The organism is Arthrobacter sp. AOP36-C1-22 (assembly GCF_052377515.1).
In the GTDB taxonomy this organism is placed as follows: Bacteria; Actinomycetota; Actinomycetes; order Actinomycetales; family Micrococcaceae; genus Arthrobacter_H.
Window position 1 is genome coordinate 20,842 of sequence record NZ_JBQSWW010000026.1, and the last position, 25,747, is coordinate 46,588.

The 25,747-nt window shown below is 68.1% G+C and carries 26 protein-coding genes, 1 tRNA gene and 1 pseudogene; 4 read left to right on the forward strand and 24 right to left on the reverse strand.

Annotation, left to right across the window (positions count from 1 at the left end):
* Positions 1-24: 24 nt before the first annotated feature.
* A tRNA-Lys gene (locus ACT3S6_RS13105) sits at positions 25-100 on the forward strand.
* Between the two features lie 34 nt (positions 101-134).
* A complete protein-coding gene (locus ACT3S6_RS13110) occupies positions 135-458 on the forward strand; it encodes a hypothetical protein (protein WP_145997429.1) in 324 nt (107 codons plus the stop codon).
* 192 nt (positions 459-650) lie between these two features.
* Here ACT3S6_RS13110 and ACT3S6_RS13115 read toward each other — a convergent pair.
* The 15 genes and pseudogenes from ACT3S6_RS13115 to ACT3S6_RS13185 form a co-directional block, all read right to left on the reverse strand.
* Positions 651-1,685: pseudogene (locus ACT3S6_RS13115) on the reverse strand (recombinase family protein); the annotation flags it as partial.
* 229 nt (positions 1,686-1,914) lie between these two features.
* On the reverse strand, positions 1,915-2,157 hold the full coding sequence (locus ACT3S6_RS13120) for a hypothetical protein (RefSeq protein WP_101572327.1): 243 nt from the start codon (positions 2,155-2,157) through the stop codon (positions 1,915-1,917).
* A complete protein-coding gene (locus ACT3S6_RS13125) occupies positions 2,154-2,726 on the reverse strand; it encodes a hypothetical protein (RefSeq protein ID WP_444555331.1) in 573 nt (190 codons plus the stop codon). Before ACT3S6_RS13125 ends, ACT3S6_RS13120 begins: the two co-directional genes overlap by 4 nt.
* 18 nt (positions 2,727-2,744) lie before the next feature.
* Positions 2,745-3,191: a single-stranded DNA-binding protein gene (locus tag ACT3S6_RS13130; RefSeq protein ID WP_444555332.1), complete on the reverse strand. Its 447-nt coding sequence runs from the start codon at positions 3,189-3,191 to the stop codon at positions 2,745-2,747.
* Between the two features lie 88 nt (positions 3,192-3,279).
* On the reverse strand, positions 3,280-5,064 hold the full coding sequence (locus ACT3S6_RS13135; protein ID WP_101569924.1) for a TraM recognition domain-containing protein: 1,785 nt from the start codon (positions 5,062-5,064) through the stop codon (positions 3,280-3,282).
* Positions 5,061-5,630, reverse strand: a complete 570-nt coding sequence (locus ACT3S6_RS13140) for a hypothetical protein (protein ID WP_180958886.1) — start codon at positions 5,628-5,630, stop codon at positions 5,061-5,063. The genes ACT3S6_RS13135 and ACT3S6_RS13140 overlap by 4 nt, the downstream gene beginning before the upstream one ends.
* Positions 5,630-7,117, reverse strand: coding sequence for an ATP-binding protein (locus tag ACT3S6_RS13145; protein ID WP_101569926.1), 1,488 nt, complete (start codon positions 7,115-7,117; stop codon positions 5,630-5,632). The genes ACT3S6_RS13140 and ACT3S6_RS13145 overlap by 1 nt, the downstream gene beginning before the upstream one ends.
* On the reverse strand, positions 7,114-7,980 hold the full coding sequence (locus ACT3S6_RS13150; RefSeq protein ID WP_444555333.1) for a hypothetical protein: 867 nt from the start codon (positions 7,978-7,980) through the stop codon (positions 7,114-7,116). Before ACT3S6_RS13150 ends, ACT3S6_RS13145 begins: the two co-directional genes overlap by 4 nt.
* Before the next feature lie 171 nt (positions 7,981-8,151).
* Entirely contained in the window at positions 8,152-9,939 is a 1,788-nt protein-coding gene (locus ACT3S6_RS13155; RefSeq protein WP_101569928.1) for an ABC transporter ATP-binding protein, read from the reverse strand.
* Between the two features lie 2 nt (positions 9,940-9,941).
* Positions 9,942-10,877: a Clp protease N-terminal domain-containing protein gene (locus tag ACT3S6_RS13160; RefSeq protein ID WP_444555334.1), complete on the reverse strand. Its 936-nt coding sequence runs from the start codon at positions 10,875-10,877 to the stop codon at positions 9,942-9,944.
* On the reverse strand, positions 10,874-11,122 hold the full coding sequence (locus ACT3S6_RS13165) for a hypothetical protein (protein WP_101569930.1): 249 nt from the start codon (positions 11,120-11,122) through the stop codon (positions 10,874-10,876). Before ACT3S6_RS13165 ends, ACT3S6_RS13160 begins: the two co-directional genes overlap by 4 nt.
* A 256-nt stretch (positions 11,123-11,378) precedes the next feature.
* The gene (locus ACT3S6_RS13170) at positions 11,379-12,842 is read right to left on the reverse strand and encodes an SCO6880 family protein (RefSeq protein WP_444555335.1); all 1,464 of its coding nucleotides are present in this window, start codon (positions 12,840-12,842) and stop codon (positions 11,379-11,381) included.
* Positions 12,843-12,849: 7 nt separating this feature from the next.
* Positions 12,850-14,301 carry a conjugal transfer protein TrbL gene (locus tag ACT3S6_RS13175; RefSeq protein WP_444555336.1) on the reverse strand — a complete coding sequence of 484 codons (1,452 nt, stop codon included), beginning with the start codon at positions 14,299-14,301 and terminating at the stop codon, positions 12,850-12,852.
* A gap of 38 nt (positions 14,302-14,339) precedes the next feature.
* Positions 14,340-14,651: a DUF6112 family protein gene (locus ACT3S6_RS13180; RefSeq protein WP_101569933.1), complete on the reverse strand. Its 312-nt coding sequence runs from the start codon at positions 14,649-14,651 to the stop codon at positions 14,340-14,342.
* A gap of 121 nt (positions 14,652-14,772) precedes the next feature.
* A complete protein-coding gene (locus ACT3S6_RS13185; protein ID WP_101569934.1) occupies positions 14,773-15,039 on the reverse strand; it encodes a DUF6112 family protein in 267 nt (88 codons plus the stop codon).
* Between the two features lie 286 nt (positions 15,040-15,325).
* Between ACT3S6_RS13185 and ACT3S6_RS13190 the strand changes: the two genes are divergently transcribed.
* Positions 15,326-15,691, forward strand: coding sequence for an ArsR/SmtB family transcription factor (locus ACT3S6_RS13190; RefSeq protein ID WP_180958887.1), 366 nt, complete (start codon positions 15,326-15,328; stop codon positions 15,689-15,691).
* Positions 15,688-16,701, forward strand: a complete 1,014-nt coding sequence (locus ACT3S6_RS13195) for a cation diffusion facilitator family transporter (protein ID WP_101569935.1) — start codon at positions 15,688-15,690, stop codon at positions 16,699-16,701. The genes ACT3S6_RS13190 and ACT3S6_RS13195 overlap by 4 nt, the downstream gene beginning before the upstream one ends.
* Positions 16,702-16,742: 41 nt before the next feature.
* Here the strand turns inward: ACT3S6_RS13195 and ACT3S6_RS13200 are convergent, their stop codons facing one another.
* The 9 genes from ACT3S6_RS13200 to ACT3S6_RS13240 all read right to left on the reverse strand — a co-directional run bounded on the left by ACT3S6_RS13200 (position 16,743) and on the right by ACT3S6_RS13240 (position 25,542).
* Positions 16,743-18,386 carry a M23 family metallopeptidase gene (locus ACT3S6_RS13200; protein ID WP_444555337.1) on the reverse strand — a complete coding sequence of 548 codons (1,644 nt, stop codon included), beginning with the start codon at positions 18,384-18,386 and terminating at the stop codon, positions 16,743-16,745.
* Positions 18,387-18,406: 20 nt separating this feature from the next.
* Positions 18,407-19,102 (reverse strand): hypothetical protein, encoded by a 696-nt coding sequence (locus ACT3S6_RS13205; RefSeq protein ID WP_444555338.1) that lies wholly within the window; start codon positions 19,100-19,102, stop codon positions 18,407-18,409.
* A gap of 40 nt (positions 19,103-19,142) precedes the next feature.
* On the reverse strand, positions 19,143-20,153 hold the full coding sequence (locus tag ACT3S6_RS13210; protein ID WP_444555339.1) for a ParB N-terminal domain-containing protein: 1,011 nt from the start codon (positions 20,151-20,153) through the stop codon (positions 19,143-19,145).
* Positions 20,153-21,049, reverse strand: a complete 897-nt coding sequence (locus ACT3S6_RS13215; protein WP_444555340.1) for a hypothetical protein — start codon at positions 21,047-21,049, stop codon at positions 20,153-20,155. The genes ACT3S6_RS13210 and ACT3S6_RS13215 overlap by 1 nt, the downstream gene beginning before the upstream one ends.
* Before the next feature lie 93 nt (positions 21,050-21,142).
* Positions 21,143-21,562, reverse strand: coding sequence for a hypothetical protein (locus tag ACT3S6_RS13220; RefSeq protein WP_101569940.1), 420 nt, complete (start codon positions 21,560-21,562; stop codon positions 21,143-21,145).
* Entirely contained in the window at positions 21,559-22,365 is an 807-nt protein-coding gene (locus tag ACT3S6_RS13225; protein ID WP_444555341.1) for a DUF2637 domain-containing protein, read from the reverse strand. The genes ACT3S6_RS13220 and ACT3S6_RS13225 overlap by 4 nt, the downstream gene beginning before the upstream one ends.
* Positions 22,362-23,303 carry a bifunctional DNA primase/polymerase gene (locus ACT3S6_RS13230; RefSeq protein WP_180958889.1) on the reverse strand — a complete coding sequence of 314 codons (942 nt, stop codon included), beginning with the start codon at positions 23,301-23,303 and terminating at the stop codon, positions 22,362-22,364. Before ACT3S6_RS13230 ends, ACT3S6_RS13225 begins: the two co-directional genes overlap by 4 nt.
* Positions 23,303-24,403: an ArdC-like ssDNA-binding domain-containing protein gene (locus tag ACT3S6_RS13235; RefSeq protein ID WP_444555342.1), complete on the reverse strand. Its 1,101-nt coding sequence runs from the start codon at positions 24,401-24,403 to the stop codon at positions 23,303-23,305. The genes ACT3S6_RS13230 and ACT3S6_RS13235 overlap by 1 nt, the downstream gene beginning before the upstream one ends.
* Positions 24,404-24,612: 209 nt before the next feature.
* On the reverse strand, positions 24,613-25,542 hold the full coding sequence (locus tag ACT3S6_RS13240) for a helix-turn-helix transcriptional regulator (RefSeq protein ID WP_101569943.1): 930 nt from the start codon (positions 25,540-25,542) through the stop codon (positions 24,613-24,615).
* Positions 25,543-25,747 lie beyond the last annotated feature (205 nt).

Consider the following 25,747-nt stretch of genomic DNA (forward strand, 5'->3'; position numbering starts at 1 on the left):
TATACCGGCCATCATGGTCGCCGGGGGCCTTTAGCTCAGGTGGTAGAGCATCGGACTTTTAATCCGCTGGTCACGGGTTCGATCCCCGTAGGGCCCACCAGAAGGTCGTTGTTCAAACCAGCGACATCACCGGTTTGAGTTCCGGATTCCGTCGTCCGTCCTTGTTGGCGGACGGCGAGGGTCTGGACGTCGCGGCTGAGAAACACGTTGAACGGGACGCCGGGCTCCCCGTGGATGGTGTCGTCGTCTTGGACGATGAGCTTGTCGAAGAAGGCTTGGTTGGCGATCCGTCGCAGTGGGTCGTCGATGCTCATGTAGATGGCGTGCATGTCGCCGGCCAGCGCCAGGCAGTCGTCCAAGTGGGCCTTGGCCTGTTCGTACTCGATGTCGCCGGCGTTAATCTGCGCTTGGAGGAACGCAAGCCGACGGGCGATGCGGTCCTGCTCGGTCCCCAGTAGGTCCAGGGGGACGGCTCCGGCGTAGTGGGCTTGCAAGAGTTTCTGGCGTTCATTCCGGAGCGCGTCGCGTTCGCCCTTGTATGCCTGGGTCTCCTGCTTGGCGGCGGTGTGGAGCCGATCGAATTCACCGGTGACTAGCTCGCGGAGCGCGGTGAGGACTTGCTCGGGTATCTGGACGTGGCGGTAGTAGTCCTCGACGGCGGCTTCGATGTCGGGCACGAACATGGACTTGCGTTCGCAGGTGGTGCGCTTGGCGTGCCGGCCGGAGCACATGAAGTAGGGGTAGATGACGCCGCGGCGGCTCTTCGCCCGGGTCAGGGTCAGTCGGGACCCGCACTCCCCGCAGTACAGGCTTCCCTTGAGGTAGTGGTCGTGGGATTGAGTCTTCTCTCCGGACGTCTGATGCGCGGTCAGGACGGCCTGAACTCGGTACCAGACCTCGGGCGCGACTAGGGGTTCGTGGATGCCGTCGTAGCTGGCGCCGCGGAACCGGACGCTGCCCTTGTAGTAGGGGTTGGTGAGCATCTTGTGGATCGTAGACAGCACCGGCGGCTTCGAGGGCCGCTTCGGGGTCGGGACCGTGGTCAGGCCACGGTCGATGAGTTCTTCACGCAGGCTGATGGTGGAGTGGTTCCCGGTGGCGTAGGCCTCGAACGCCCATCGCACCAGCGGGGCACGGTCGGGGTCGACCTCGACGGTGCGGACGTCGCGGCCGAGTTCGTCGCGGCGGGTGACGTTGAGGTAGCCCATGGGTGCTTTGCCGTTGGTGCCGCCACTGAGCGCTTTCTGGTTCATGCCCTTGGAGACTTCGCCAGCGAGGTTGCGGGAGTAGAACTCCGCGATGGTGGACATGATGCCGTGCAGCAGCATCCCCGACGGGGTCTCGTCGATGTTCTCGGTCGCGGACACGAGCATGACCCCGGCCTCTTTGAGGGCGAGGTGGATGGTCACGTCGTCGGCGCGGTTGCGGGCGAGCCGGTCGACCTTGTGGACGATGCAGTAGGCGACGTGGTGGGCCTTGACGTACTCGATCATCCGCATCAGCTCGGGCCGGTCGGCCTTGCGGGCGGACTCGCCGGCGTCGATGAACTCTTCGGTGATGACCGCGTTGAGGTCTCGGGCCTTGCGCAGGTTTGCCTCCCGCTGGGCGGGGATCGAGAAGCCCTCGGCACGGCCGCCGCGTTCGGCTTGTTCCTTGGTGGACACGCGCAGGTAGGAGACTGCCATGGTGGTGGTCTCGCCGATGCGGTCCAGGGCGGTAGTGGCTGGTGGTTGTGTAATGGTCACGGGTCGTGTTTCCCTTCCCCGGATTGATCGGGCCCAGCACGAACGGTGGCTACCGCTGGTGCGGTGCGACTCGTAAAAGGGAAACAGGACCCAGCCGACTCGATATCGGAGCCTGCTGGGTAAGCCACGAAGGCCAAACAGGACCGCGCACCACGACCGAACCGGAGGTTTAGTCGTTGGCTTCTTGCTGATCTGATTCTACCTCGTGCCCCCGACATGCGTCGGGACCCGGCGACACGGTGTCCGGTGCGGGACGGGCGTGGTCTTGTTCGGCGCGGGAACGGGCCATGCCGATGAACAGTTGTGCGAGCTTGTGCAGGTCGGGTGTCTCACGCGGCTCGGCCTCAATCCGGTAGTCCCGCATCCGATCCGGCAGCCGCTCGTCCCGGCCGGGCGTTTCTCGGTGCGTCATGAGATTTCTCCGGTGCGTTCATCGAGGGCGCGGAAGAACGCCTCCTCGGCTTCGCGGCGGGCCTCGACCTGCTCGAACACGAACTCCACGAAGTCCTCGCCGCGGTCGGCGATGATGACGTCCTCGACGGGCGGGGCGGGGTCTTCACCGGGCCAGACGGTCTGCCGGGTGTGCCGGTCGCGGTCCAGGCGGGTGCCGGAGGCGGCGACCCATTCGCGGAGCCTGTTGCGGGCGTCGGCGAAGTCGCGGTGCCAGCCGACGGGCGCCGAACCGTTCTGTTCGGGGTCGTAGGCGCACAGCCAGTGGAGGTGCAGCGCGGACAGCTCCCACATCAGTTCCAGGTGCCGGTGCCAGAACGGCGGGATCACCGCAGCGGGGAGCCCGTAAGTGCGGCGCAGCCATGCCACCCAGTCGTTCAGCGCCAGCCACTCCTGTTCGAGGTCGTGGGCGGTCAGCAGGTTCCAGTTCACCGGGTGCGGCGGCTCCGCCACATCATCCGATGCGTCTTCGGTGCCGGGGTCGTCGTCCAGATCGTCGGGCTCGTCTGGTCCGGGGGTGTATTCGTCCATCGTCAGCATCCCCTTCGGTCACATGCTCACGGACGCAGGCGGCTGCGTGACGGGGCGGTGCTCGGGGGCGGTAAACGCGGCCGCGTCCCGCTCAGGCGCGGCCCGGCGGGGTGTGCGGTCGACGTCGTATCGCGTGCGGGCCATGTCGTGCCCGAGCCGGCGGGCGACGAACTCCTCACCCTCGACCGCTTGACCGTCGCGTTGGTGGGTGTATTCGCGGACGTAGCCCTCGGCGATGAACTTGTCGCCCTTCGCGAGTCGTTCGTGGCCCTGCTCTGCGGCGGCCTTGAAGGCGACCAGGTTGTGGAAGGTGGTCTCCAACTGGGTGAACGACCGGTCGTCCTCCTGCCGGTAGTGTTCCTTGCCGACCTTCATGTACAGCCTGGCATCGCCGTTCTCGGTGCGGGTGAGTTGCGGGTCGGACGCGACGAAGCCCGAGAACGATTGCTGAGTCTGGATAGCCATCGGAATCTCCTCCTGAAACGCGGCGTCCCCGGATCGGGGTCGCTGGTGTCAGGCAGGTGCACATCCCACCCCCGGCAGGCGCGCCGGGTCAGGAACCAGGGCGACGCAGCAGCGCCTCGATCTCGGCCCGGTCGGCCTTCAGCTGGCCTGCGTCCGAACGTGACGGCCAGGAGCGTAGGTCGGTGACGATCGGCGGCGCGGCTCGCAGCAGGGTGACACCGGTGCCGAACGGGAGTGTCCTGATGCGGTCTGGTGGGAGGATCGCGACGCGGCGGATGGAGCGTTGGTTGGAGCGGGTGCCGTGGTCGCCGCGGGTGACGGAGTCGGTGTACTCGTCGCGTTCGCCGATGAGCGTGCTCAGGTCTTGGAGGTCGCGGGAGTTGGAGGCGCCGCCGAGGATGATCTTGACGATACTGGCGTCCCAGATTGCTCCGGCGGCGTTGTCGCTCCACTTATCCCGTGCTTGGGCCAGGGACTGGAGGACGGGCAGGGTGGTGATACCGGTACCGCCGCCCTCAGCCATCAACGTGGGCAGGCTGGGAAGTGGTGCGAGGTTGCCGATCTCGTCGAGCGCGAGCAGCAGGGGCGGGTCGAGGCGTGCGCCTGGTGAGCGGGCAGCGATACGGCGGGCAGTTTCGATGAGGTCTTCGACGAACGCCGCCACCAGCGCGGAGGATGCACCGGCCCCGGCGCCGGTGGCGAGGAGATAGAGCGTGCCGCGGTCACGGATGAAGGTTTCGGGGTCGAAGCCCTCACCGGGCCCGGGCGAGACCGCGTCGAGGACGCGGGGGTCGGCCAGGGCGCTGAGGGCCAGGGCGACGCCCTGCCAGATCGAATCCCGCGTTTTGGGGTCGGCGTCGATCATTGCTCCGAGGGAGTCCGCCCACCCGGTGGCCGCCTGCGTGGTGTTGGTGAGGATCGCGACGGCTTCAGCGGCGGCGGTGGGGTCGAGGGTCCACCGGAACAGCTCTGCTGGTGGTCGGTGGTCGAGAGCCGCGGCGTGCAGGAGGGCTTGGAGGGCGGTGCGGGTTTTGCCTTCCCAGAAGCCGCCGGATTCGACCCCGCCAGCGGACAGGCCGGTCGCTGCGGAGAGGCCGGTGGCGCGGATCATCGCCGTGAGCGGGTCCTCACATCCGCGGATGGGTGACCAGCGCATTCCGGCGGGGATGCCTTCGGCGAGGCGCTGGGGGTCGAACACCGCCACCGGCCGTCCGCCACGCTGCCTCGCGCGGAGGGTGGCGGTGAGGTTGTCCGGCCGGGTGCTGGTGGTGACGACGGCGCCGGGCGCGTCGAGGATGGCCGGGATGACGATGTGCAGGCCCTTGCCGGAGCGGGGCGGGCCGATGAGCAGGATCGAGTCTTCTACCGACGCCCACACTTCGCGCCCCTTGGACGTGCCGATCCGATAGCCGACATCCGACGGTGCGGGATCGGTCAGGGATGCGCGGAGTGCCTCGGCCCGGCGGAGCAGCGCCTTCGCCGAGGCCGTCTGGGTGACTTCATGGGCCGTGGCGGTGCCGGCGAGGCGGCGTGGGTCGGTCTCGACTCGGCGGGAATGGCGGCGCAGCCGCACCCACCCCCATACTCCGGCGGTCACGAGCCCGGCCAGCATCGCCACGGTGATGATCCAGTACATGGTCGGGTTGAGCCCGTCGGCGTCGAGCGCAGCCGCGGGGTCGCCGGGGTTGAATAACACTCCGAGCCCAGCGGCGGGGCCGGCCTCGGGCTGGGGTGTGCCGGTGAGGAACGCCGCCACGGACCCCGAGGCGCGGAGGATGAGCGCGATCCCGAACATCCCGACCAGAGCGATAAGGGCGGCGTTGGTCAGCTCGTCACCGAACGACCCACCCTGCCGCCCCGGTGGGGCGCTCACGGCAGCCGCCGCACGTGAATAGTCCCCGAGACGCGTCCGAACAGCACGACCTCGCTGGCAACATCGGATGGCAGCGACCGGAGTTGACCCCGGTCCAGGAGGGCGCGGGCATGACCGGTGCTGATGGCATCGGCGTGGGCGATGATGACCGCGACGGCGACGTCTTCGCCGGGTACGAACCCGTCGCCGGTCACTTCGACGGGTTCCGGCCGCCGCTTGCTGCTGCCTTTGACCTGCCTGCCTCGTTCGGCCTCGGTCTCCGCCTCGGTTTCTGGTGGCTTGGGCGCGGTGCGGCGGCGGGTGCGGATGACGTCGGTGAACACGGTGCCGTCGCTCTCGTGCACCTCGATGCGCACCGTGCTGGTCCGGTCCCGGGTGAGGGCGTCCATGAGGGGCCCGAAGGTGCTGCGCGTCCACGCATCGCCGTCTGGTGGTGGGACGTCGGTGCCGTCGACGGTGACGTCCAGGACGCCGGTCTCGGTGACGGTGATGACCGCGTGCGGCAGCACAACCGGCGTCTCTTCCGGTACCGGTCCGGTGGTGTGGCGTGGGGGTTTACGGGTCATCACTTCACCCCCGAGGTGAGCCGCGAGCTGGTGTCGAACAGCTCCAGCTCGGCGGGATGGAGCTGGTGCTGGGTGACGAAAGCCCGGTCCTTGATCCGCCACAGCCCCTGCCCGACGCCCAACGATGGGAGCAGTTTCTGTTCGGTGCCGGTCAGCCCGAGCGCCTGGGCAGTGGGGCCGAGCTGGTCGGATTCCTGCCGGTAGACGATCCGGGTCTCGGCATTGGCCAGCAGACTGTTCGCCAGGGAGCGCATGGCCGAGCCCGCGTCGCCGACGTTGTCCAGGTCGGAGAGTTTGTGGAAGATCAGCATGTTCGCGATCCCGTAATGCCGCGCAAGGCGCCAGTGCGCGTCCATCCGCTTCAACAACGCTGGGTGGGACATCAGGCGCCACGCTTCGTCGTAGATCACCCACCGCTGCCCACCGTTGGGGTCCAGCAGTGCGGACTCCATCCACGCCGACGAGCACGTCATCAACACCGAAATGAGTGTGGAGTTCTCGGTGACCCGGGATAGGTCGAGACTGATCATCGGCAGCGACGGGTCGAACCGGACCGTGCTGGGACCGTCGAACAGGCCGGCGAGGTCACCGGCGACCAGGCGGCGCAGGGCATGGCCGACGAGCCGCCCGTCCTCGGCCAACCTGCCGTCGGCGGCCTCGTCCGGGGTGAGGATGCGGTCGACGACCATCGGCAGGATCGGCACAGTGTTCTCCGCGACGACTGCGGTCAGGGCAAGGTCGATCGCGGTGTGCTCCAACGGCGTTAACCCGCGGGCCAGGACAGTCTCAGCAAGAGCGCCGATGAGATCGCGGCGGCGGGAGGCGACCGTGATGGCCCACTCGTGATCCGACAGCCCGGAGGGCCGGAGTCCTTCATCAAGGGGGTTCAGTCTCGTGCTGAGTCCGTGGCCCAGGACGATTGCCTTCCCGCCGACCGCGTTCGCGACGGCGGTGTGCTCGCCCTTCGGATCACCCGGGACATAGACGCGCCGCCCGAACGGCAGCGACCGCGTGTAGAGCGACTTCGCTAGCGAGGACTTGCCCGATCCCACGATGCCGGCGAGGACGACGTTGGGGGCGGTGATGATCCCGCGGGCGTAGAGCACCCAGGGGTCGTAGACGAACGAGCCGCCGGAGTAGAGGTCTTGGCCGACGAACACCCCCTCGGAGCCGAGACCGCCTTCAGCGACGAACGGATAGGCACCCGCCAGCGTCGCGGAAGTGTCCTGGTGGCGCGGGAGGCGGAACCCGCCCGGGGTGCGCAGAGCTGTAGGACCGGACTCACCGGCGGCGGGTAGGTAAGTGGTGGCTCTACGGTCGGCCCGTTCGGCCTCGGCTTTCGCCCTGGCCGCGGCCTGCTCGGCGCGGCGCTGCTCGACTTGGAGGCGTGCGGCGGCCTGTTTGCGTTGCTTGCGGAGCCGGCGACGGTCGGCGGTCGGGGCGACCAGGACCGAGGTGTGCAGGCGTTCGGGCTCGCGCGCGCTCACAGCGACAACCCCCGCCCCGTCGACTCTGAGGAGCGGGTCGGCTCCGCGAACCAGTCCGGCTCCGCTCCCACCGACCCGTGCTGCGTCCGCGCGGATGCGGGCGTCACTTCGGTCTGGGGCGTGCTCGGATCGAGTGGCCCGACGCCGCTGATGGCCTCACGCGATGTCACCACGTCGGTCCCGTCGATGGTCGGGTCGGGTGTGGCGGCGGGGTGTGCCCGGAGGAGATTGACGTGCCCCATGAACGGGTTGTACGTGAGGGTGTAGTCACCGTCCGTGGCGACCCGGTCGAGTTGTCCGGTGGGTGGTTCCTCGTAGACGTACCCGTTCTCCAGTGCCGCGTCGGTTGTCTCCTCCCCGTAGTCCCAGTTCCTCAGGTGCGTGATCGCCGCGTCGGGGCCGTCCCGGTTGATGAGGTCGAGCACCTCGTCAGCTTCTGAGCCTTGGAGGAAGACGACGCTGAGCCACCGCCGCGGTGCTTCCGTGGACACTGCCTCCCGGTCGAGTTCCTGGGCGGGGGCGTGCCAGGCGATGCGTCCCGAATGGGTCATCGCGGCATTGACGCGCTCCTCGACACTATCGAGGAGCGTTCCGGCGTGGTGCAGGTCGTCTGCCGCGGCGAGGGCTTCGGAGGCACCGATCGCTTGGTCACCGTCATCGTCGTGAGCGCGGCCGCGATGAACGAGATGCGCGGAGCCGAGCTGATCGAGCACCTGGCGCAGCGATCGGACGCCCGAGAGGAGGTCACCGAGCACGCTGTAGGTGTCGGCGGGGTTGTCGAAGACGCGGCTGGCGTGCGCGAGCCCGCGCAGCGCGTCAGATGCCTCGGCGGCATCGGCGAGTGGGTTGTGGAATGTGGGCATCGTGTGGCCTCCCTGAGACGTGGTGTGTCAGGCAGGTGCACTCGCAAGCCCTGCGCGCCTCACGTCGGAGGGAGGCGACCAGACGTGGTGGGTATCCGTGTCACAGTTCAACGCCGGCCGTGCGTGTGTCCGAAGTCCTCGCACACGTGGCCAGTGCGGGACTCTCGACTCTCATGCGAGCAGTTGGTGGTGGGCGAGTTCGCGGTAGAGGGCCGAGGTCTCCAATAGCTCGGCGTGCGTGCCAGTGGCAGTGAGCCGGCCACGGTCCAAGACCACGATCTGGTCGGCGGCCGCGACGGTGGCCAGGCGGTGAGCGACGATGAGCACCGTGCGGCCGGTCGATGCCGAGCGGATCGCTTGGTGCAGGGCCTGCTCGTTGCGGGAGTCGAGGCTCGCGGTGGGCTCATCGAGCAGGAGCAGCGGGGCGTCTACGAGCAAGGCGCGGGCGATGGCCAGGCGCTGGCGTTCTCCGCCGGACAGGCCGGCACCGTCGTCGCCCACAGTGGCATCCAGCCCATCGGGATGGGCGGCGATGCGCTCCAGGAGGTTGACGGCGGCGAGCACGGTGCGGCATTGGTCGTCGTCGGCGGTGGGGTTGGCGAGAACAAGGTTCTCGCGGATCGTGCCGGCCAGCACCGGCGCGTCTTGCTCGACGTAACCGATCTGGGCGCGCAGCACCGCCCTCGGCATGACCCGGATATCGGTGCCATCCAGGCGGATTGCGCCGCGGTCGGGGTCGTAGAACCGCTCGACCAGGGCAAGCAGGGTCGACTTGCCCGCCCCGGACGGACCCACGATCGCGGTGGTGGACCCGCGAGGTGCCGTGAGGGTGACATCGGTCAAGACGCGGTGGCCGGGCCGGAAGGCGAAAGTGACGTGGTCGAAGACGACTTCGGCGCCCTCCGCGGGTGGTGGGGGTTCTTCCGAGGAGGTCCCGGCGCGCCCTGGCACACCCGCGATGACAGGCGGGTCGCCGTCATCCTCCCGCGGTAGGTCGAGGACCTCGTGGATACGGGCCAAGGCACCAAGAGCGGAACGCACGGTGGTGATCGCGGAAAAGAACTGTCCGAGCGGCATGATCATCATGAACAGGAAGAGGATGAAGGTCACCAGGTCGGCCACGGTGAGGGCACCGGCCGCTACCCGGTAGCCCCCGACCCCGAGCACGGCGAGGAATGATCCCTGGACTGCGAGGCCGCTGATGGGCCAGAGCACGGCTTCAACGCCGGCCACACGCACGCCGTAGCCGTAGGCGGCGGACGCCTCATCGTTGAGTCGGGCGATCTCGCGGTCGGTGGCGCCGCTGGCCCGGATGGTGCGGATCGCCGAGACCGCCCGTTCCACGCCCGCGCCGAGCCGCCCCAGTGCCTCCTGGGCCGATTGGGTGAGGGTCTGAATCTGGGCCGAGGCCAGCACGACGCTGACCATGGCCACTGCGACGACGGCCAGGGTGATCCCGAGCAGGACCGCATCGAGCAGCAGCATGGCAATGAGCGAGCCGGCGAAGACCAGGGCGCCACCGAGAGCGTCGACCAGCCCCCCGGTCAGGGCGGCGCGCACCATGGTGGTGTCCGACCCGACCCGGGAGACGAGGTCACCGGCGCGGCGAGTGTCATAGACCCGCACCGGGAGGTGGAGCAGGGCGGCGATCAGCCGGCGCCGCGCGGTCAGCACGACGCCTTCGGCGGTGCGCTCCAGCAAGAACTGCTGCACCGCACCGACCACCCCGGCACCGACCACCAGGACGATGAGCACCCAGATCAGCTGGGCCAGCGGTCGGCCGGTCCCCACCGAGTCGATGAGCCGATTGACCAGCAACGGTTGGGCCAGGTTCAGCCCCGCGCCCAGGATCGACAAAGCGACCACGATGACGAGTGCGCCACGGTGCTCGCGCAGGTAGCCCAGTAGGGCGCGCGACGGTGCCGGGGCGAGCGTCGGGGCGCCTGCCCGTCCCTCCATCACTACTTGTGATCCATCGCGTCGGCGCAGGCGAGCGCGAGGTTTTGTGCACGGACGAGCAGGCCAAGTCCGTTCGACAGACGGATCAGCGGAATCAGTGCGGCGCCGAGCAAGCCGAGGGGACGAACAGCGCGGGTCAGCGTAAGTATTGTGCCACCGTCGACGGCGACAAATCGCAGCTCGTACCAGCCCAACGGCTGGTCGTCCCAGCGAACGTGTCCGTCCTCGTCGGCTGTGGGGGTGAGCCGGAGAGTACGGGTGCGACCGCGCTTCGTCACGTCCACGACTAGCGTGCCGTCGTTTTGCCGCGTCGTGTCGGGAACCATCAACCATTGCGGGGCCACCGTGCTGTCGGTGGCGACTGAACGCACGAGTCCCCGCTCGGCGGGAATGAAGTGCGTCAGCTGCACGGCTGCCATGCGTGTTTCTGCCTGCGATTCGACGGTCTGAGCACGCTGCGGGGCGACCGGTGACCAATCTGCGTGGCCACCAACCACCTCGCTGGTCATGGTTTCCAGATCAGCGCCACCGCGTTCGATGAGGTCGCGGATCGTTCCGGATGGCTCTGCGAGCAAGGCATGCAGCAGATCGCGTTCTGTCGCGCGGACACCGAGGCGGTCAATGAGTCGATCAGCCCTTTCGTTCATCGGCACTTCCCCAACATCCCCGCGGTTCAGCTCGTTCAATGGTCGCGGTGCCGGTGCGGGGAGTGCGCGGACGTCCACGCCGAGAAGAGCGACCGCATCAGCATGGACCGCACCGGCGGCGGAGCGCGCAGAGATCAGATCGATGCCGTGGCGGGTGAGTAACTGGGCCGCCTGCCCGCCAGCAGCGATCAGGCCGATCAGAAGGTGATCGAGGTCGATGTAAGGCTCCCGCGCACGGGCGGCCTCGCGCCAGGCGGCGGTCAGGTAGATCGGCATCGTGCGTGCGCTCATCGAGCTCCTCCGTGCTTGGGCGCCAGACCGGGCCGGACCCGGTTGCGGTACTTCTTGTGAACGGCCTGACGGGACACGCCCAGACAATCGGCGATATCGGTCCAGCCCAGACCGGCGGCCAAAGCGGCTTCGACCTGGCGTAGCTCCAGCGTGTCCACCAAGCGACGCAATGCTGCGATCGCTCGCAGTCCCACGCGAGGGTCGGACACGTCAGCCGCCCGAACTGTGAGGTCCATGATCTCCATACAAAGCAACCTACGTTGACATGGCCTCCAAGTCAACATAAGTTGCGTTGCCCGTCGGGACAACGCGTCTAGCCGGGCGCCCACGATGCCGAGGAACGGTGAAGTCAGAGAAGAGCGACTCGATCCCGCACGGGTACGGGCCGAGCATACGAAGCGGAGACGGCGGGCGATCAAAGAGTCTGTGTGCACCAACCCGAATGCCCACGTCACGTACGCAGCCGGCTTCGGGATTGGTACTGGCTCTCCGTTTGACGGGTCAGACTCGGCGACACAGCGGCAGCGCAGCGGCGGTGAACGCGGCGGCCTGCTGTCCCACGAGTAGCCGGGTCTCGCAGGAGGCTTGGATCGCGGCCTGCTCAATCGCGGCCACACCGGCCTCCAGCTCTTCGACGGTGGGTGCGGAGACGCTGATGAGGCCGGTGAACCGCAGCACGCCGTGGCCGGCGGTCAGGTCGGCTTCCTGCTGGAGGACGTCGTGGTACTCGGCGGTCTGGGTGGCGTCTTCGATCTGCCCGATCTTCGCCCGCTGGGCGGCGTCGGAGATGTGCTCGACCTTCTTCTTGCGGATGTCGCGGGCGGCCTGGTCCGAACGCATCGGAGTGCACAGCAGCGAGAAGCTGCGTTGGATGCCGGTGGACAGCAGCACCGGAGACAGGAAGCCCGGGTAGACCATCGAGCGCGGCCACTCCGAGACCCACAGCACTGCGTGGTGTGCGGAGTCGGTGCGCAACCGGGTCCAGGACTCGTTGACGGCCACGGGGCCAGCGGTGGCGAGGTGCTGGCCGAGTTCGCCGTGGCGTTCCAGGGTCGCGGCGATCGCCGGGTCATATGCGCTGCGCAGGATCACCGCGATCTGTCCCGGGCTCAGCCACCCGGAGGGCTTCAGGTCCGCTGAGCGCAGCGCCGCGACCAGGGTCGACATCTCCTGGCGCAGGACGGCCGCGGCCCCGCGGATGCCTCCGCCGGCGGTCCTGATCTGCCGGGCCGCGGTCTTCATATCCAGCGAGAGGGACAAAGTGGTCGCGTGCCGTTCCCCGGCCGGCCCGGCACGCTCGATCAGTTCCGCGTACGTGGTCGCGGCCCAGGTGTCGTCGGCGGTGCCGTGGGAGGCCCACCATTCAGCCAATCCGGTGCCGGAGTCCGGCAAAGTGCGTTCGACGACTTGGAGGGTGGCGATCCGTCCGGAGCGGCACACCGTGGCCAAGACGCGACCCCAGGAGGTAACGCGGCGTTCCTGCTCGCCCGGGTCCAGGAGCACGAACGCTGGATGGGTCACCTCGCAGACCACGGTGAGGGTCGCGGCGTGGGGGTCATGGATCATCCCGGCCCCGGTGTCGGGGTCGGTGTACTCGCGCATGCGTGCCATGTCCCCGGGCAGCGCGAGCGTCCCGACCGGCCGCGGTGCCACGATGCGGCGCCGATAGAGGAGTTGGCCTGCGGTGGTGCGCCAGAGCCACCAGGATGCGACCGGCAGCCACTCCACGGCTGGGCGTCCGGCGACGGGTATCCACGTCAGCGCCGCGGCGAGCACCCACACCGGAGCCGTGTAAGCCAGCAGGATGCCACCGCCGGCATACAGGCCGCCGACGACGGCAAGGACGCCGGTGGCGAGGGTGATGAGCTGGGCCAGGGACAGGCCAAGGAGGATACCGCGGCGGGTGAGGCGGGAGAACTTGACCGGCACCAGCTCCGTGGAGGACTCCTTCTGCTTCGTCGTCATGGCCGTCTCAGTCCTTCCCGGTCGGCTTCGGTGCCGGCGGCGGCGGGGCCGGCTTCGGCGCAGGCGGCGTCGGTTGCGAGGGACCCGCCGACGGTGTCTTCGGCTCGGCAGGAGGCGGAGCCTTCGTGGTCGGTGTAGACGACGTCGAGGACGCCGCAGGAGAGGGTGTGGCGCCGGTCTGCCCGGCACTGTCGGCGGCGGCCTCGCCCTGGTTGCCAAGAGCCGTGCCGGCCTTCGGACCGGCAGTCGCAGCACCCTTGGCGACCTTCGCCGCGATCACCGCAGCCGCGGCCGGACCAGCCGCCGCAGCACCCGCACCCACCGCACCTGCCCCGGCACCACCACTTGCTCCTGCTCCTGCGCCGGCGGACCCACCCGCGGTGCCAGCGCCTCCAGCAGCACTCGCCCCACCCCCGGATGCCTGGGGCGCGGAGGTCTTGGCCGGAGGCGGCGTCTTCCCACCGCTCCCACCGCTGTCGCCGCTGTTGCCTCCGTCGAGGACCTTCTTGGGGCCGTCGCCGGCTGGTTTCGTCGGGGTGGGGACAGGGCGGTTGAGGGCCTGTTTGGCGTCTTGTTCAGAGCCGATCGCGTGGTACATGTCGAATCCGATGAAGCTGATGAACTTGTAGGTCAGGTAGGGGGCGAATGCGGCCATCGCCATCAGCACGATTCCGGCCAGCGGGTCGCTGATCGAGGACAGGTCCGCATCGATCGGTGCCGATACCTGGGTGATGGCGACCAGGAACATCACGACCAGGACGAGCTTGGAGCAGATCAGCGCGATGACGAACATCGCCCACTTGCCGATCCATCCTCTGCTGGCGTCCCAGGAGGCGCCGGAGAACGCCAGGGGTGCGAACACGATCGCCACCAGCAACAGCGCCTTCCGCACGAGCAGCGACAGCCACACGGTCGCGGCGGCGGCGATCGCCAGGCCGGCGAGGAAGATCGTGATGATCGCCCCCACCCCGGGGGCGGCGATGTTGATCCCCACCAGCCCCGCCGCGAGGAGGGTGATCTTGTCGCCCATCGACTCGGTGGTCTCACCGGCGGCCTGGATGATCCCGACACAGAGCTGGTCGACGATCTCCAGCAGCAACGCCGTCAGCGTGATCACCACGAACGAGCCGAGCACAGACTTCGCCAACCCGAGGGCTGCCCGAGCCAGGGCAGTGGGATCGCGGCGGATCAGACCGGTGAGCAGCTGGAGACAGAAGAAGATCAGCATCACGAACACTGCGATGCCGAACAGCAGGTTATAGACCGCCACATATTCGGGTCGGGTGACATCGACGAGCGTGGTGGTGTCGAACACGGACCACACGGCCTCGAACAACCAGCCAGCGGCGGCACCCATCGCTTGGGCGAGCCAGTCGAACGGTGCCGCCACCAGACTGGCGGCGGCTTCGCCGGCGGTGTCGCACACGGCCGAGATGACGGGGATATCGCATACACCCACCGCAATCACTCCTTTAAGGATCGAGTCAGCGGTTGGTGTCAGACCTGCTGGCCGACGTCCCAGAAGAAGTTGATCAACGTCACGCTGGCGCCACAGATCACCGCGGCCCCGCAGCTCACGAGGACGCCCATCTTTCCCCGGCCCGCGAGGTGTGGATTAGAGGAGTTCGCGCCGAAACCCCACACGATCGCCGAGATGATCAGCGCGAGCACCGACAAGATGAGGCCGACGGTCATCACCGCGCCGACGATGGTGCGCAGCTGGGCGATGCCGGGCAGACCGGAATCGTTGGGGGTGATGTCGACATCCATTGGCATAAGCGCAGGCAGAGCGGTGATGAGATCGAACACGGTGAGTCTCCTGACGAACGGAACCCGCCCTTTCGGGGCGGGTACACGGATGGGTTCGCAGATCAGGTGCGCGACAATCCCCAAGGCCGTCCGAGGCGGCAGTTTCGAGCCTGGGCAGGGATCAGAGTTGCTGGCCGAGGTCGATGAGCCAGTTCATCCACGCCACTCCGGCACCAGCCAGGACCGCGGTGCCGAGGGCGACGAGGACACCGGTGCGGCCCTTCCCAGCCGCGCTGTAGTTGCCGTTCGCAGCTGCGATGGCCCAGATGACGGCCGAAACGATCAGCATCAGGACGCTAGTGATGAGCACGAACGTCAGCAGCGCGCCGATCACCGCGCGCAGGTCACCGATCCCACCGATCCCGTCGAAGTCTGGAAACACATCCATGCCGCTCATGCCTTCGGGCGGCGGCGTCGCATATTCGACGTGCCGGAATAGATGGTGCGAGAGCGGGATTGCCATGCCGTGAAGGTGCGCTGAGGCCGCCCGGCTGCCCGCTGTCGATCAATGCGACGTGGTTCACCCGGCATTGGGAAGACCCGAGGCCGGGCTTGTCAACGCTCTCGGACCTTCGTGCGTGTGGTGTCTAGTCGTGTGCTCCGTTGTCGGCACCTTCGCATCACTGTTCTTGGACGTGCTTCTCACGCGCAGCCCGATCTGCAATAATCTGCGTATGGATGCAGATAAGCAGGTGTGTGGGGTGGACCCGGACAGTCAGTTCGTGGAGCTCGCGGTCGAGGTGTTCGGGCTGCTCGCGGACGCGACGCGGGTGCGGATCATTCTGGCGCTGCGCCGCAGCGAGGAGCTGTCGGTGAATCACCTCGCCGACATTGTGTACAAGTCCCCGGCGGCGGTGTCGCAGCATCTGGCGAAGCTTCGCATGGCACGGATCGTCGCTGCCCGGCAGGAGGGTCAGCGGGTGTTTTACCGGCTGGAGAACGAGCACGCCTCGCAACTCGTGACCGATGCGATCTTCCAGGCCGAACACTCCCTCGATGACCGTCCGCGTCACCACCACTCCGAAAGAGCGGAAGCATGACCGATCACAGCCACTCGCATTCGCACGCCGCCGATCACGAGCACGAGCACTCGCACCCGACCGGGTTCAAAGGATTCCTTTACGGAATCTTCGTGCCGCACTCCCACGACGCGGCGGACTCGATCGACGACGCGATGGAGGCGAACTCTGCGGGCATCCGGGCGCTGAAGATCAGCCTCGTTCTCATGCTCGCCACGACCGTGGCTCAGGCGGTGGTCGTCGCGTTCTCCGGCTCGGTCGCACTCCTCGCCGACACGATCCACAACTTTTCCGACGCGCTCACCGCGGTACCGCTGTGGATCGCGTTCGTTCTCTCCCGCCGCGCAGCGACCCGCCGCTACACCTACGGCTTCAATCGGGCCGAAGACCTCGCCGGGCTGTTCATCGTGCTCATGATCGCGCTGTCCGCGGTCATCGCCGCGTGGGAGGCGATCGACCGGATGATCAACCCGCGCTCGATGGAGAACGTTGGCTGGGTGATCGCCGCCGGCATCATCGGCTTCCTCGGCAACGAGGCCGTCGCCGTCTACCGCATCCGCGTCGGCCGGAAGATCGGCTCCGCCGCGCTCGTCGCCGACGGCGTGCACGCCCGCACCGACGGCTTCACGTCCCTGGCCGTCGTTGCCGGCGCCATCGGCGTCCTCCTCGGCTTCCCGCTCGCCGACCCCATCGTCGGCCTACTCATCTCCGTCATGATCGCGGTGCTGCTCATCGGAACGATTCGATCGGTAGGGCGTCGCCTCATGGATGGCATCGAGCCCGAGCTCGTTGACCGGGTCAAGCACGCTCTCGAACACGCCGCGGAGGTCGAGTCTGTTCAGCGGGTGCGGCTGCGCTGGGTCGGCCATCGCCTCCGCGGCGACGCCGTCGTCCGAACCGCCCAGATGGATCTGGCCCACGCCGATCTGGTTGCCGAGGAGGCCGAAGCAGCCGCGAAGCGGCACGTGCCAAAAGTGGACGAGATCACGATCCGCGTCACGGCATCCGCACCCCATCTTGAGCGGCGATGAACGCTCAAGGTACGAATCTACGGTAGATGTAATCTCGGACCTTAGGCGACGACCGTTACGTGCAGGTGGTCGATGTGTTTGGTCGTGACGTCGGTTCCCCTGGTGTAGGTCCGCCAGCCCTCGGCGTCGCGGGCCAGCGACCAGATCTTGTCCTGCCAGATCAGGTATTCCACTCCGAGAGCCTCGGCGTGGTCCTTCATCCAGTTGGTCAGTTCCCAGCCCGCTTCGAGCTGCGCGGGAGTCGGGACCGATCCGATCGCGTTGCCGAAGGTGATGTCGCATGCCCGCCCGAGGGGATGTTCCGAGACGGTGCCCGGTCGAGGTGACCAGCACGCCCAGGACGTGTCGGGGAAGGCGGCGGTGGCCTGCTGATACAGGTGCAGGGTGCGGGCGGTCATCTGCCCGTCGGAGGTGGGGTCGTCCACCATCTGGTTCGGGTCGCCCTCGAACGGCTCCGGTGCCTGGCCGGGCGTCCCGGCCCCTGGGTCGCAGCCGCCGTTGGGGGCGCCGGTCTCGGGTTCGGGCAGGTCGCCCGCATCATGGGTGTTGAGCCAGGCGGCGGGGTCGATCGCTTCGCCGTTGGTGCCGCCGGGGCGGACCTCGAAATGCAGGTGCGGACCTGTGGAGTTGCCTGAGCTGCCGACGTCGCCGATGTGCTGCCCGGCGGTCACGGTGTCGCCGGGGTTGACGTGGATGCCTTGCTCCCACATGTGTCCGTACGCGGTCGCGACGGCGACGCCGTCGAGGGTGTGCTCGATCACGATGAGCCCGCCATACCCGCCGGAGAACTCGGCGACGGTCACGGTTCCGTCGGCGGCGGCGAGGATCGGGGTCCCGTCCGGGGCGGCGAAGTCGGTGCCGGTGTGGACGGAGTTCTCCCCGGTGATCGGGTGCACCCGGGGTCCGAACTCGCTGGTGAGCACCCAGGTGCCCTCCGGCAGGGGGAACACCACCCGGGAGGACTCCGCCGCGACCGTCTGCACCGCTGGAACTGTCATGCCGCTGCTCGACCCATCCGTGTCGGCAGCATTGGTTTTCGTGGTGCCGGTGAGGGTGGTCAGGATGGTCTTGGCGACGGGCTCGTAGTTGCGGTAGCGGTCCGGGTAGGCGGAGACCTCGACGGCCTGGGCGGCCTCGCCCTTGTCCATTTGCTCCCAGCCGGGGATGTCCAGCAGTCCGCGCGGGGAGGGGGAGTTCGGTCCTTCGGGTCCGCCGAAGAACGCCCGAGCCTGGTACACGGGGTCCATCAGTTCGGCCACCGACCCCCAGCCGGACTGGGGTCGCATCTGGAACAGGCCGAGGGAGTCGTTGTCGGAGCCGTTGCCGTCGTTGGGGTAGTTCGCGGATTCGGGGTAGGCGGAGGTGTTGGCGAGCATCCGCAACGTGGACTCGGTGAGCGCCGCCATCAGCGCGATGTGTATGCCGTTGCGGGTCACCCCGTCGATGCTGGAGCCGGTCTCGATGATCGTCGCCGCATGCGTGAGCTGCTGGCGGTTGAGGGTGAAGGTCTCACCGTTGGCGGTGGTCACCTCCAGCTCGTCCGGGACGTCCCCGACGGTGACGCCGGTTCCGGTGACACAGGCGTTGGCGGTGGCGGCCGGGTTCATCAGCACCCCGACCGACAACAGCAGCAACGCCGGACCAAAGAACACTAGGGCGATGGCGGCGGCGAGTTTCTTCAACACGAGCAATCACTCCTCAGCAGCTATCGGAGGGGGTTGTCGAGCTGGGACAGCCGCAGCAGGTGGCAGGTGTCGTAGGTCGGCTCGCAGACGAGGAACACGGTGAACGCCACCGCATGCTTCGAGGTGACGGGTTCGTCGTTCCAGGTGCCGGTGCGGTGGCGGGTGCCCTCGATCGTGTAGGCGATGGTGCCTTCGGCGAGCTGGCCGGGCTGGGCCTGCTCCACTGCCTCACCCCATGCCTGAGGGACGAACACGTCGTCGATGCTCAGGTGCTGGGCGGTGGCGTACTGCCGCAGCTCGATCCACGCCTCCCGGTTCGGGAGGTAGGTGGCGATGTCGGCGGCGAGCCCGGCCTGTTCCGCACCGGACGGATCACCAACCTCTAACACGACGGAGGTGTAGTCCAGGGGCATGAATCCGCTGGCGGTATCCCAGCTGAAAAGCGCCGTGACGACGTTGCCGACGAACGTCGCCGGGTCCGCCGAAGGCCGCACGACGGGCAGGCGGGGTGTCGTGGTGGGTACCGGATCGCTGGGCACGGTGACGACTGGCCCCGGCCCGGGGCCCTCATCGCTGCCGGGCTCGTTGCTGGTGGGTGGTCCGGTGATCAGGCCGTAGACCCCGATCCCGGTGAGCACGAGGACCGCCACGAGTGCGGTGAGCACCGCGATCATTCGGTGGTGGGAGCGAGCATCGGAAAGGTCGGGAGTCTTCATGCCCCGTAGGTGCACCGCCACACCCGAGCCAGCGAGGTGGCTACAAGGCGCGCAGGTGGCCGCGCACCGGCCCGGTGTCGGCGCTGCTCCCGCGCTCGCGCGCGGCACGCAGCTGCTCGCCGAATCGGCTGGTGCCCTCAGCAGTGGCGAGGAAGGAATTGATCTGCTCGTCGGTCAGCTCGGCGGCGAGCTGGTCGAGGTCATAGTGGGTCCACCAGTCGGCCAGCTCGCTCCAGGTGAGCACGAACGCGCGCACCGGATACCGCACCGGCTCACCCTCACCCTGACCCGCTGCGGGGGTGGGCCGTGGGGTGCGTCTCTTTGGTGTCGTGGTCTTGATGCGGACGAGGGCGTCAGCGGCGAGCTGGTGCAGGTCCGCGTCGCGGTCACCGCGTGTCGTGTCGGCCTGTTCCCGGACCTGCCGGTAGAGGGGGTCGACGGGGTTGCCGGCCTCGATGCGTTCCAGCGCGGTCGCTGCCTGCTGGCGAAGCTCCTCGGGTTGGGCGGGGTCCTCGGCGATGTGGTGGAGGAAGCTGATCTTGTCCAGGGTCTTGTAGGACGCGCTGCCGGGGATCATCCGGGCAGCCTGCTCACTGGTCCGGCCGTGGTCGGACGGTGCGGGAAATTTTCCCGCACCGTCGTCTCCGGGTTGCTGCTGCGCGCTGAACTGGGTCGCGGCCTGCCGCCGGGCCGCGTCCTCGGCCATCACCTGTTTCAGCTCCCGATACAGGGCGGCGGCTTCGAGCTGGGTCAGGGGCTTGTGCAGGACGTTGTCGTCTTGCTCGGCCAGCAGGTGTCCGAGGCGGTCGGAGATGCCCGAGCGGACCCAGACGTTCACGGTCTTCCAACCAAGTTGCCGGATCGCCGCCAACCGTCTGGCCCCACAGACGAGCACCCCGTCCGGGGTGATGGTGATCGGTTGGAGGAGGCCGTCGCGGTCGATGGAGGCGGCGAGTGCGTCGATGTCGCCCAGCTCGGTGCGATGCCGCCTGCCCACCTGGATCGAGGCGACCGTGCGCTCCAGCTCGATGAACCCCGCCGGCGCGCTCATCACGCACCACCTTGGGCATCGTCGTGGTTCCGAGGGCGGCGTGGGGCGGCGAGGGAAACCGAAAGGACGAGGTCGTCGTCGCGCAGCAACACGGGCAGGCTTTCGCCGATCAACAGGCGCAGCAGCACACCCCTCCCGAGGCCGGTAGCGGTGTAGGCCGGGTGGGGGGTGCCCAGCAGCGCCTTCAACAGTGCTGTCCAGGAGTGGCTGGGGATGTCGAGCAGGGCGCGGGCATGCTTGTCCCGTCGCAGCCCTTCGTAGGCGGCTTGGCGGGTACCGGCCTGGGTGAGCGCTCCGCAGGCGTGCTCGATCGCGGCTCGGGCCGTGTCGGCGGGCCAGTCCAGGAGCGTGAACAGCGCGATCGCGTCTTCGACTGCCGAGCCTGCTGAGGTGCTGGCTCGCTCCGATGCCGGGGTCTCGTCGTTGCCGTCTGGTGCGTCGGCGGCGGGGATGTGGAAGGCGGGGTGGTAGTCGGTCAGTGGGGTCTCGCGGTCGGAGAACCGTTCAGGGTCGTGGAAGGCAGAGATGTGGGGGCGGCGGGCTTGGTGGACCGAGCAGAGCAGTCCCTGGGCGCGTTCTTCGAAGATGCAGGTGATCCGCACCGCGTGCGTGATGACCGCCCACGGATCGTACGCCTCGCGTGCTGCCCTGGTGCGCATCACATCGAACGCCGCCGAGGCGGCCTCCCACGGGTCCAGCCCGTGCTTGCGCGCCAACGGCGCGTACTTCTTCGCGGTGAACTGCATCAGCTCCGCCGCTTGCGCATCGTACGCCCAGGCGCGCCGCCCGCCGTGGTGGAGCCGGTGCAGCAGTGCGCGCAGACCCTCACCGGTCGTGAAGTCCGCGCGGTCAGATCCTGTGGTCGGGTCGCTGGTGGGGTGTGTGTTCTCGGTCATGGTCAGGGCACCTCCTGACAAGCAGGTGCGCACGCCATCCCCAACATCGCTGTCGGTCCTCGTTGACGCACGCATCGCTTGTCACCGCCCTACTCAGCTCAACCCGACGCCGGGCCGGGACGGAGCGGCCTGCCCCGTGCTGCCACGGCCGAATGCTGCCAGTGGTGGCAACCGGCGGGTCCGCTCACCCAGGTCACGAACACCCGTGGCGAGCGGCGCGCGGGTACGGCGGGCCAGCTCGACCTCGAAATCGACACCCCGGCCAGCGAGGGCCGCGCCCTGGCGAGCGATGAGATCCGTGGGCCGCACCCACTCCACACCCCGCGCACGGCTCACCTCCGCCGCTGGTGTCTGCCGCTCGGTTCCGCGTCGGCGGGAGGCCCGTGCTGCCCGGACCGCGTCCGGTGCCTCGAGTTTTTCAACCGCCTCCGACGCCGGGCGAACGGTCCCTACATCGGGTGCCCGATCGTCAGCGTCGGGTCGTCGCAGGTCGTGGTCGTGTTCGGGACTCATGGGGTTGCCTCCTCGTCATCGGTGCTGTCGGTAAGGTGCGCGCCGGTGAACCACCGGCCCACCGTGGAGGGGTGCACGCCCAAATCACGGGCGATCTTCTTGTTCGACCACCCCTGCCCGCGCAGCTGCGCTGCCCGAGCACGCCGATCGGTGCGCGCCACCCCCGAGTCGGTCGTCGGCTCACTGTCCCGATCTGCCGATGCCTGCGCTGTGCCGGGTGCTATAGCCTGTTCGCTCTCCTCTGCTGGCGCCGGCAACGCCGCGATCTCCTCGACCTCGGCCGACGACACCGTCCCCGGCCCAGGTGCCGAAGCCCACTCTTCGATGGGCGCGGATATGTCAGGGGACACGGCGTCGTCGCTGGACATCAGCGTGTCGGGGGCTGGTTGCGGTCGGGTGAGGATGACGGTCAGGTGAGTGATCGCCAGCAGCACCACGGGAGGTACCGCGGCAACGGCCGCGGCCAGCACTCCGGGGACATCAGCATCCGCGGCGACGACAGCGTGGAGGGCGTTGGCGATCACCGACACGGCGGACCCACCGATCAGCAGCGCCCACGGATACCACGCCGACCGCTGACCGGCTAGGGCAACGGCGGCGACGGTGGCGACAACGATGATGCCGTCCACGATCAGCGGCCACACCCACGCCTGCGAACCGCCGACCCCGGACCGAGCAGCCAGATCGGCCAGCGCGGTGAACGAGAGCCAGAACGCTCCGGCGGCGATGAACACGGTCCCCGCCACCGCGGTGACCACCGCCCAACGCCGGTTCCTCTGCCCGGTGCTGGCATGGATGGTCATGACAGCCCCCGCACCTGAGGGGACGACCGCGCGGCCGCGTCCCGGCTGAACCAACTGCCAGTTGCCGACGAGCCGTCCTGTAGCCGCGAGGAGGTCTGGGGTCGGGGTTGAACGGTGCGATAGGCGGAGCGGACAGTCGCGGTAATCTCTCGCTCACCCAGCCCCGCCTCCGAGGCCGCGGCCGCAAGCACCTCCAGCGCCTCCGGCGCCGGAAGGTCGTTCTCTGCGAGGCGGCAGGCCGCCCAGAACAGGCCACGGTTTCGCTCGCCCTCGCCACGGTTGGCGACCCATTCCGCCAACTGCGACACATCCGCCTGCTGCCCCACGCTCGGGCTCGCCGGCCAGCGCGGCGCGGGCCGGGGGTCGAGGATGTCCCGCAACGCATCCGAATCCACCGTGGTGCTGGGGCCGGTGCTTATCTGCCGAACCCGATACTCGGCGCCCGTGCCATTGCTGACCACCCTGGAGGGCGGGACGATGATGTAGCCGCCGTCGCCACGGAAGTCGATCCCGGCGCGAGCGGCCTGCCACGACCGCTGCACCACGCCCGGCGTCGCCGGGTAGTAGGCGTGCATCCCATCGGACGGCGTGGTCACGAGGAACTGCCATCCACCGACGAGCCCGGCACGGTGGGCGCGGTTGAACGCCGCGAACCCGTTGACGGGGCCGTGGACGTCGACATCGACCACGACGACACCGGAGGCCGTGCCGGTCGGCACGCCAATATTCGCGGTCGGGTGCTTTCTCCACCACGCCTCCGTCTGGTCGGGGTCTCTGGTGGCGTCGTGGAACCCGTGCTCGGTCAGCGGGCGCTTACCGCCCGGTTGACATGGGAACACAGGTACTCCCGCACCGGCGAGTTCCCGCGCGACGGCCGAGGCCGGCCACCGGAAGGTCATGCGCGTTAGTACGCCGGCGAGGCCGTCGGGGGAAGTCATCACAGGCCCCGTTCCTGCGGCACGATGGCGGGGCTGGCCCGGGCGCCAGGTGCGGTCAGCGGCACACTCTGTCGCCGGCGCGCTGGCTGGTCATGTGCCGGCTGGGCACGCTGTGGCGCCTCGCGGTCGAGGCCGGGCGGGGTCCCGTCGCCGAGCTGGGCGGTGTCGAGCTGATCCAGGATCGACAGGGCAGTTTTGCGGACCCGTTCGCCTGTGGCCTTGACGATGTCGGCCGGTTCCTTGCCATCCACGCGGGCGGCCCAAGTGGCGACGTACGGAATCGTGTAATCCGAGGTGTCCATTCCGTGGGCGGCACCTACCATCAGCGCGACCGATTCGGCCTCGACCTCACCGATCCCGCGATGCTGTCGCGCGTCCTCCTGGTCAGGCCCGTGCATGAGCACATGCCCCAGTTCGTGAGCGAGAGTCTTCACCTGGGCGGCGGGGTCCATGTTCTCCCGCACCGTCACCGTCCGGACTTCGAAGTCCGTGACCCCATTGGCGCCGTGGATTATCCCCTCGTGCGGCACCCGCGATACCTCGAACCCGGCCGCGCGGACCTGGAAGGCAAGCCCGTCCCACAGTCCGCCGGGTGCCTCGCCTTTCAGCAGGGTCGGGGTCGGATGCTCCGGGATCGGATCGCCAGCCGTCTGGGAGGCATCCCAGACATATGCCGGCCGCACCCCGACCATGCGGGTCCGGGCCACTTCGCCGGGCGTGGGCTTCTCGCCCCGGTTCAGACGTCTCCACAACTCCGGATCGGCCGGGTTCGCCGAGGCGAACCGGCCCGTGATCGGAGCGAGAATCTGGTAGCCGGCCTGGCCTTTCTCAACCTGGCGGCCCAGCTGCTGCCACTGCTTGTAGCCGGCCACATACGACGGCACCGGGTCAGGCACGCGACCTGCCTCGAACGCTTCCCCGTGCTGCGCCCAGATCAGCAGAACGTTGTTGAAGCTGCGGGACCGGAACCGGGCCGCGAACGACAGGGCCTTCGCCCAGTCCTCACCGGAGACCAGCTGCTCAACCGCGCTCGTCAGTTTCCCATGCAGCTCGTCGAGCTTCGCCTCCCGCGCCCGGCGGGCTTCCTCCCTCGTCGCCATCGTCCGGCCTCCTCCCGGTAGGGCCGGCCACCGGGCTGGTGGTCGGTCCTACACCTGCGAGGTGCGCCAGGAGCATCCGGCGAGTCGAGACGGTCAGCGAACAAGCAAATCGGTAGGTTGGCCGCCAGGAAGCTCGCGTACTCCTGACGTAGACAACGGCATATCAGCCAACACGCCACCGTGGGGCTCAGCACCGCGCAAGGTGTCGTTTAGGTGGGCAGGAATGTCCGATCAATGGGCACATCGCCGCCGATGAACCGCATCGTTCGATAGCGACTCGGTGTGATCCCCACGCACTCTCGGAAGGCCCCCGATGCCCGGTTCCGGGACTGCCAGCCAACCTGGCGACCGGCCTCCGTGACGGACAAGTCGGTTTCCCGCAGGAGCCTGGCCATCTCCTCCACACGGAGCATCGTCAGGTAGGTCATCGGGGTCTTCCCAAAGGCGTCCGCGAACACTCGGGTGAGTTGCTTCGACGACAGATGGACCATGTTGGCCAACTCTGGCAACGTCCATGCCCTGGCCACATCAGCATGTAAAGCGACGTGAACCTCCCGGGCCTCGACACGCAGCGGCGCGAAGCGGCGATCGCGCGGGATTGTCGGCCGAATATGGGCCCGTTGCAGCGGTGAAGTGCGGAGCGGCGAGATGCGGATGAACGGAGCAACCACGTCGATGACCGCGTGCAACAGTGCCTGCATCCGATGGAAGCGCTGCCGGTAGGCCTGACCGATGCTCAAGGCGACCAATTCATCCAACCACGGCATCAACATGCCGGTCCGATCTTCACCGAGGCGGAGCAATTGGGCGGGCTCGGTAAAGGTCGTGTCCGCGAAGCCTTGCGCGTCCAGCCGGTCGTGCAGGAGCTCGACATGCTGCCAGAACAGTTGATCGAGGACGTAGTCAGTGTCGAGGTAGATCGTCGTGACCGTGATGTGCCCCTCCGGCTCCGATCCGCAGAGGACGTTCGCGCCGAGCAGGATCACGTCGCCGACATTGACGGGCTGTTCACCGAACTCGCTGAAGAGGATGGCGCCACCGTCGCGGACCACGATCAGCTTGACGCAGTCGTACGCGACGGGGCCACTGGGATTGTGGATGGTGCGTGTCCGGGCGAGCAGGGGGTCGTACGGTGCCATGTCCGCCCCCCAGCTCTCTCGTTGTTACGCCCGTGTGGAGATGGAGAACGGGCTATCGACAGCTTCTGTCGGTTGACGTGCGTGCGGTGATGACCCATCGAAGTGCATTGCAGCAACGGCTGATCGAGACGCTGACGTCGCCCGAGTCGAGAGCCGATTTCAATGTGTGGGCGAGGGTTCTCATGTGTTCCTCCTCAGGACTTGA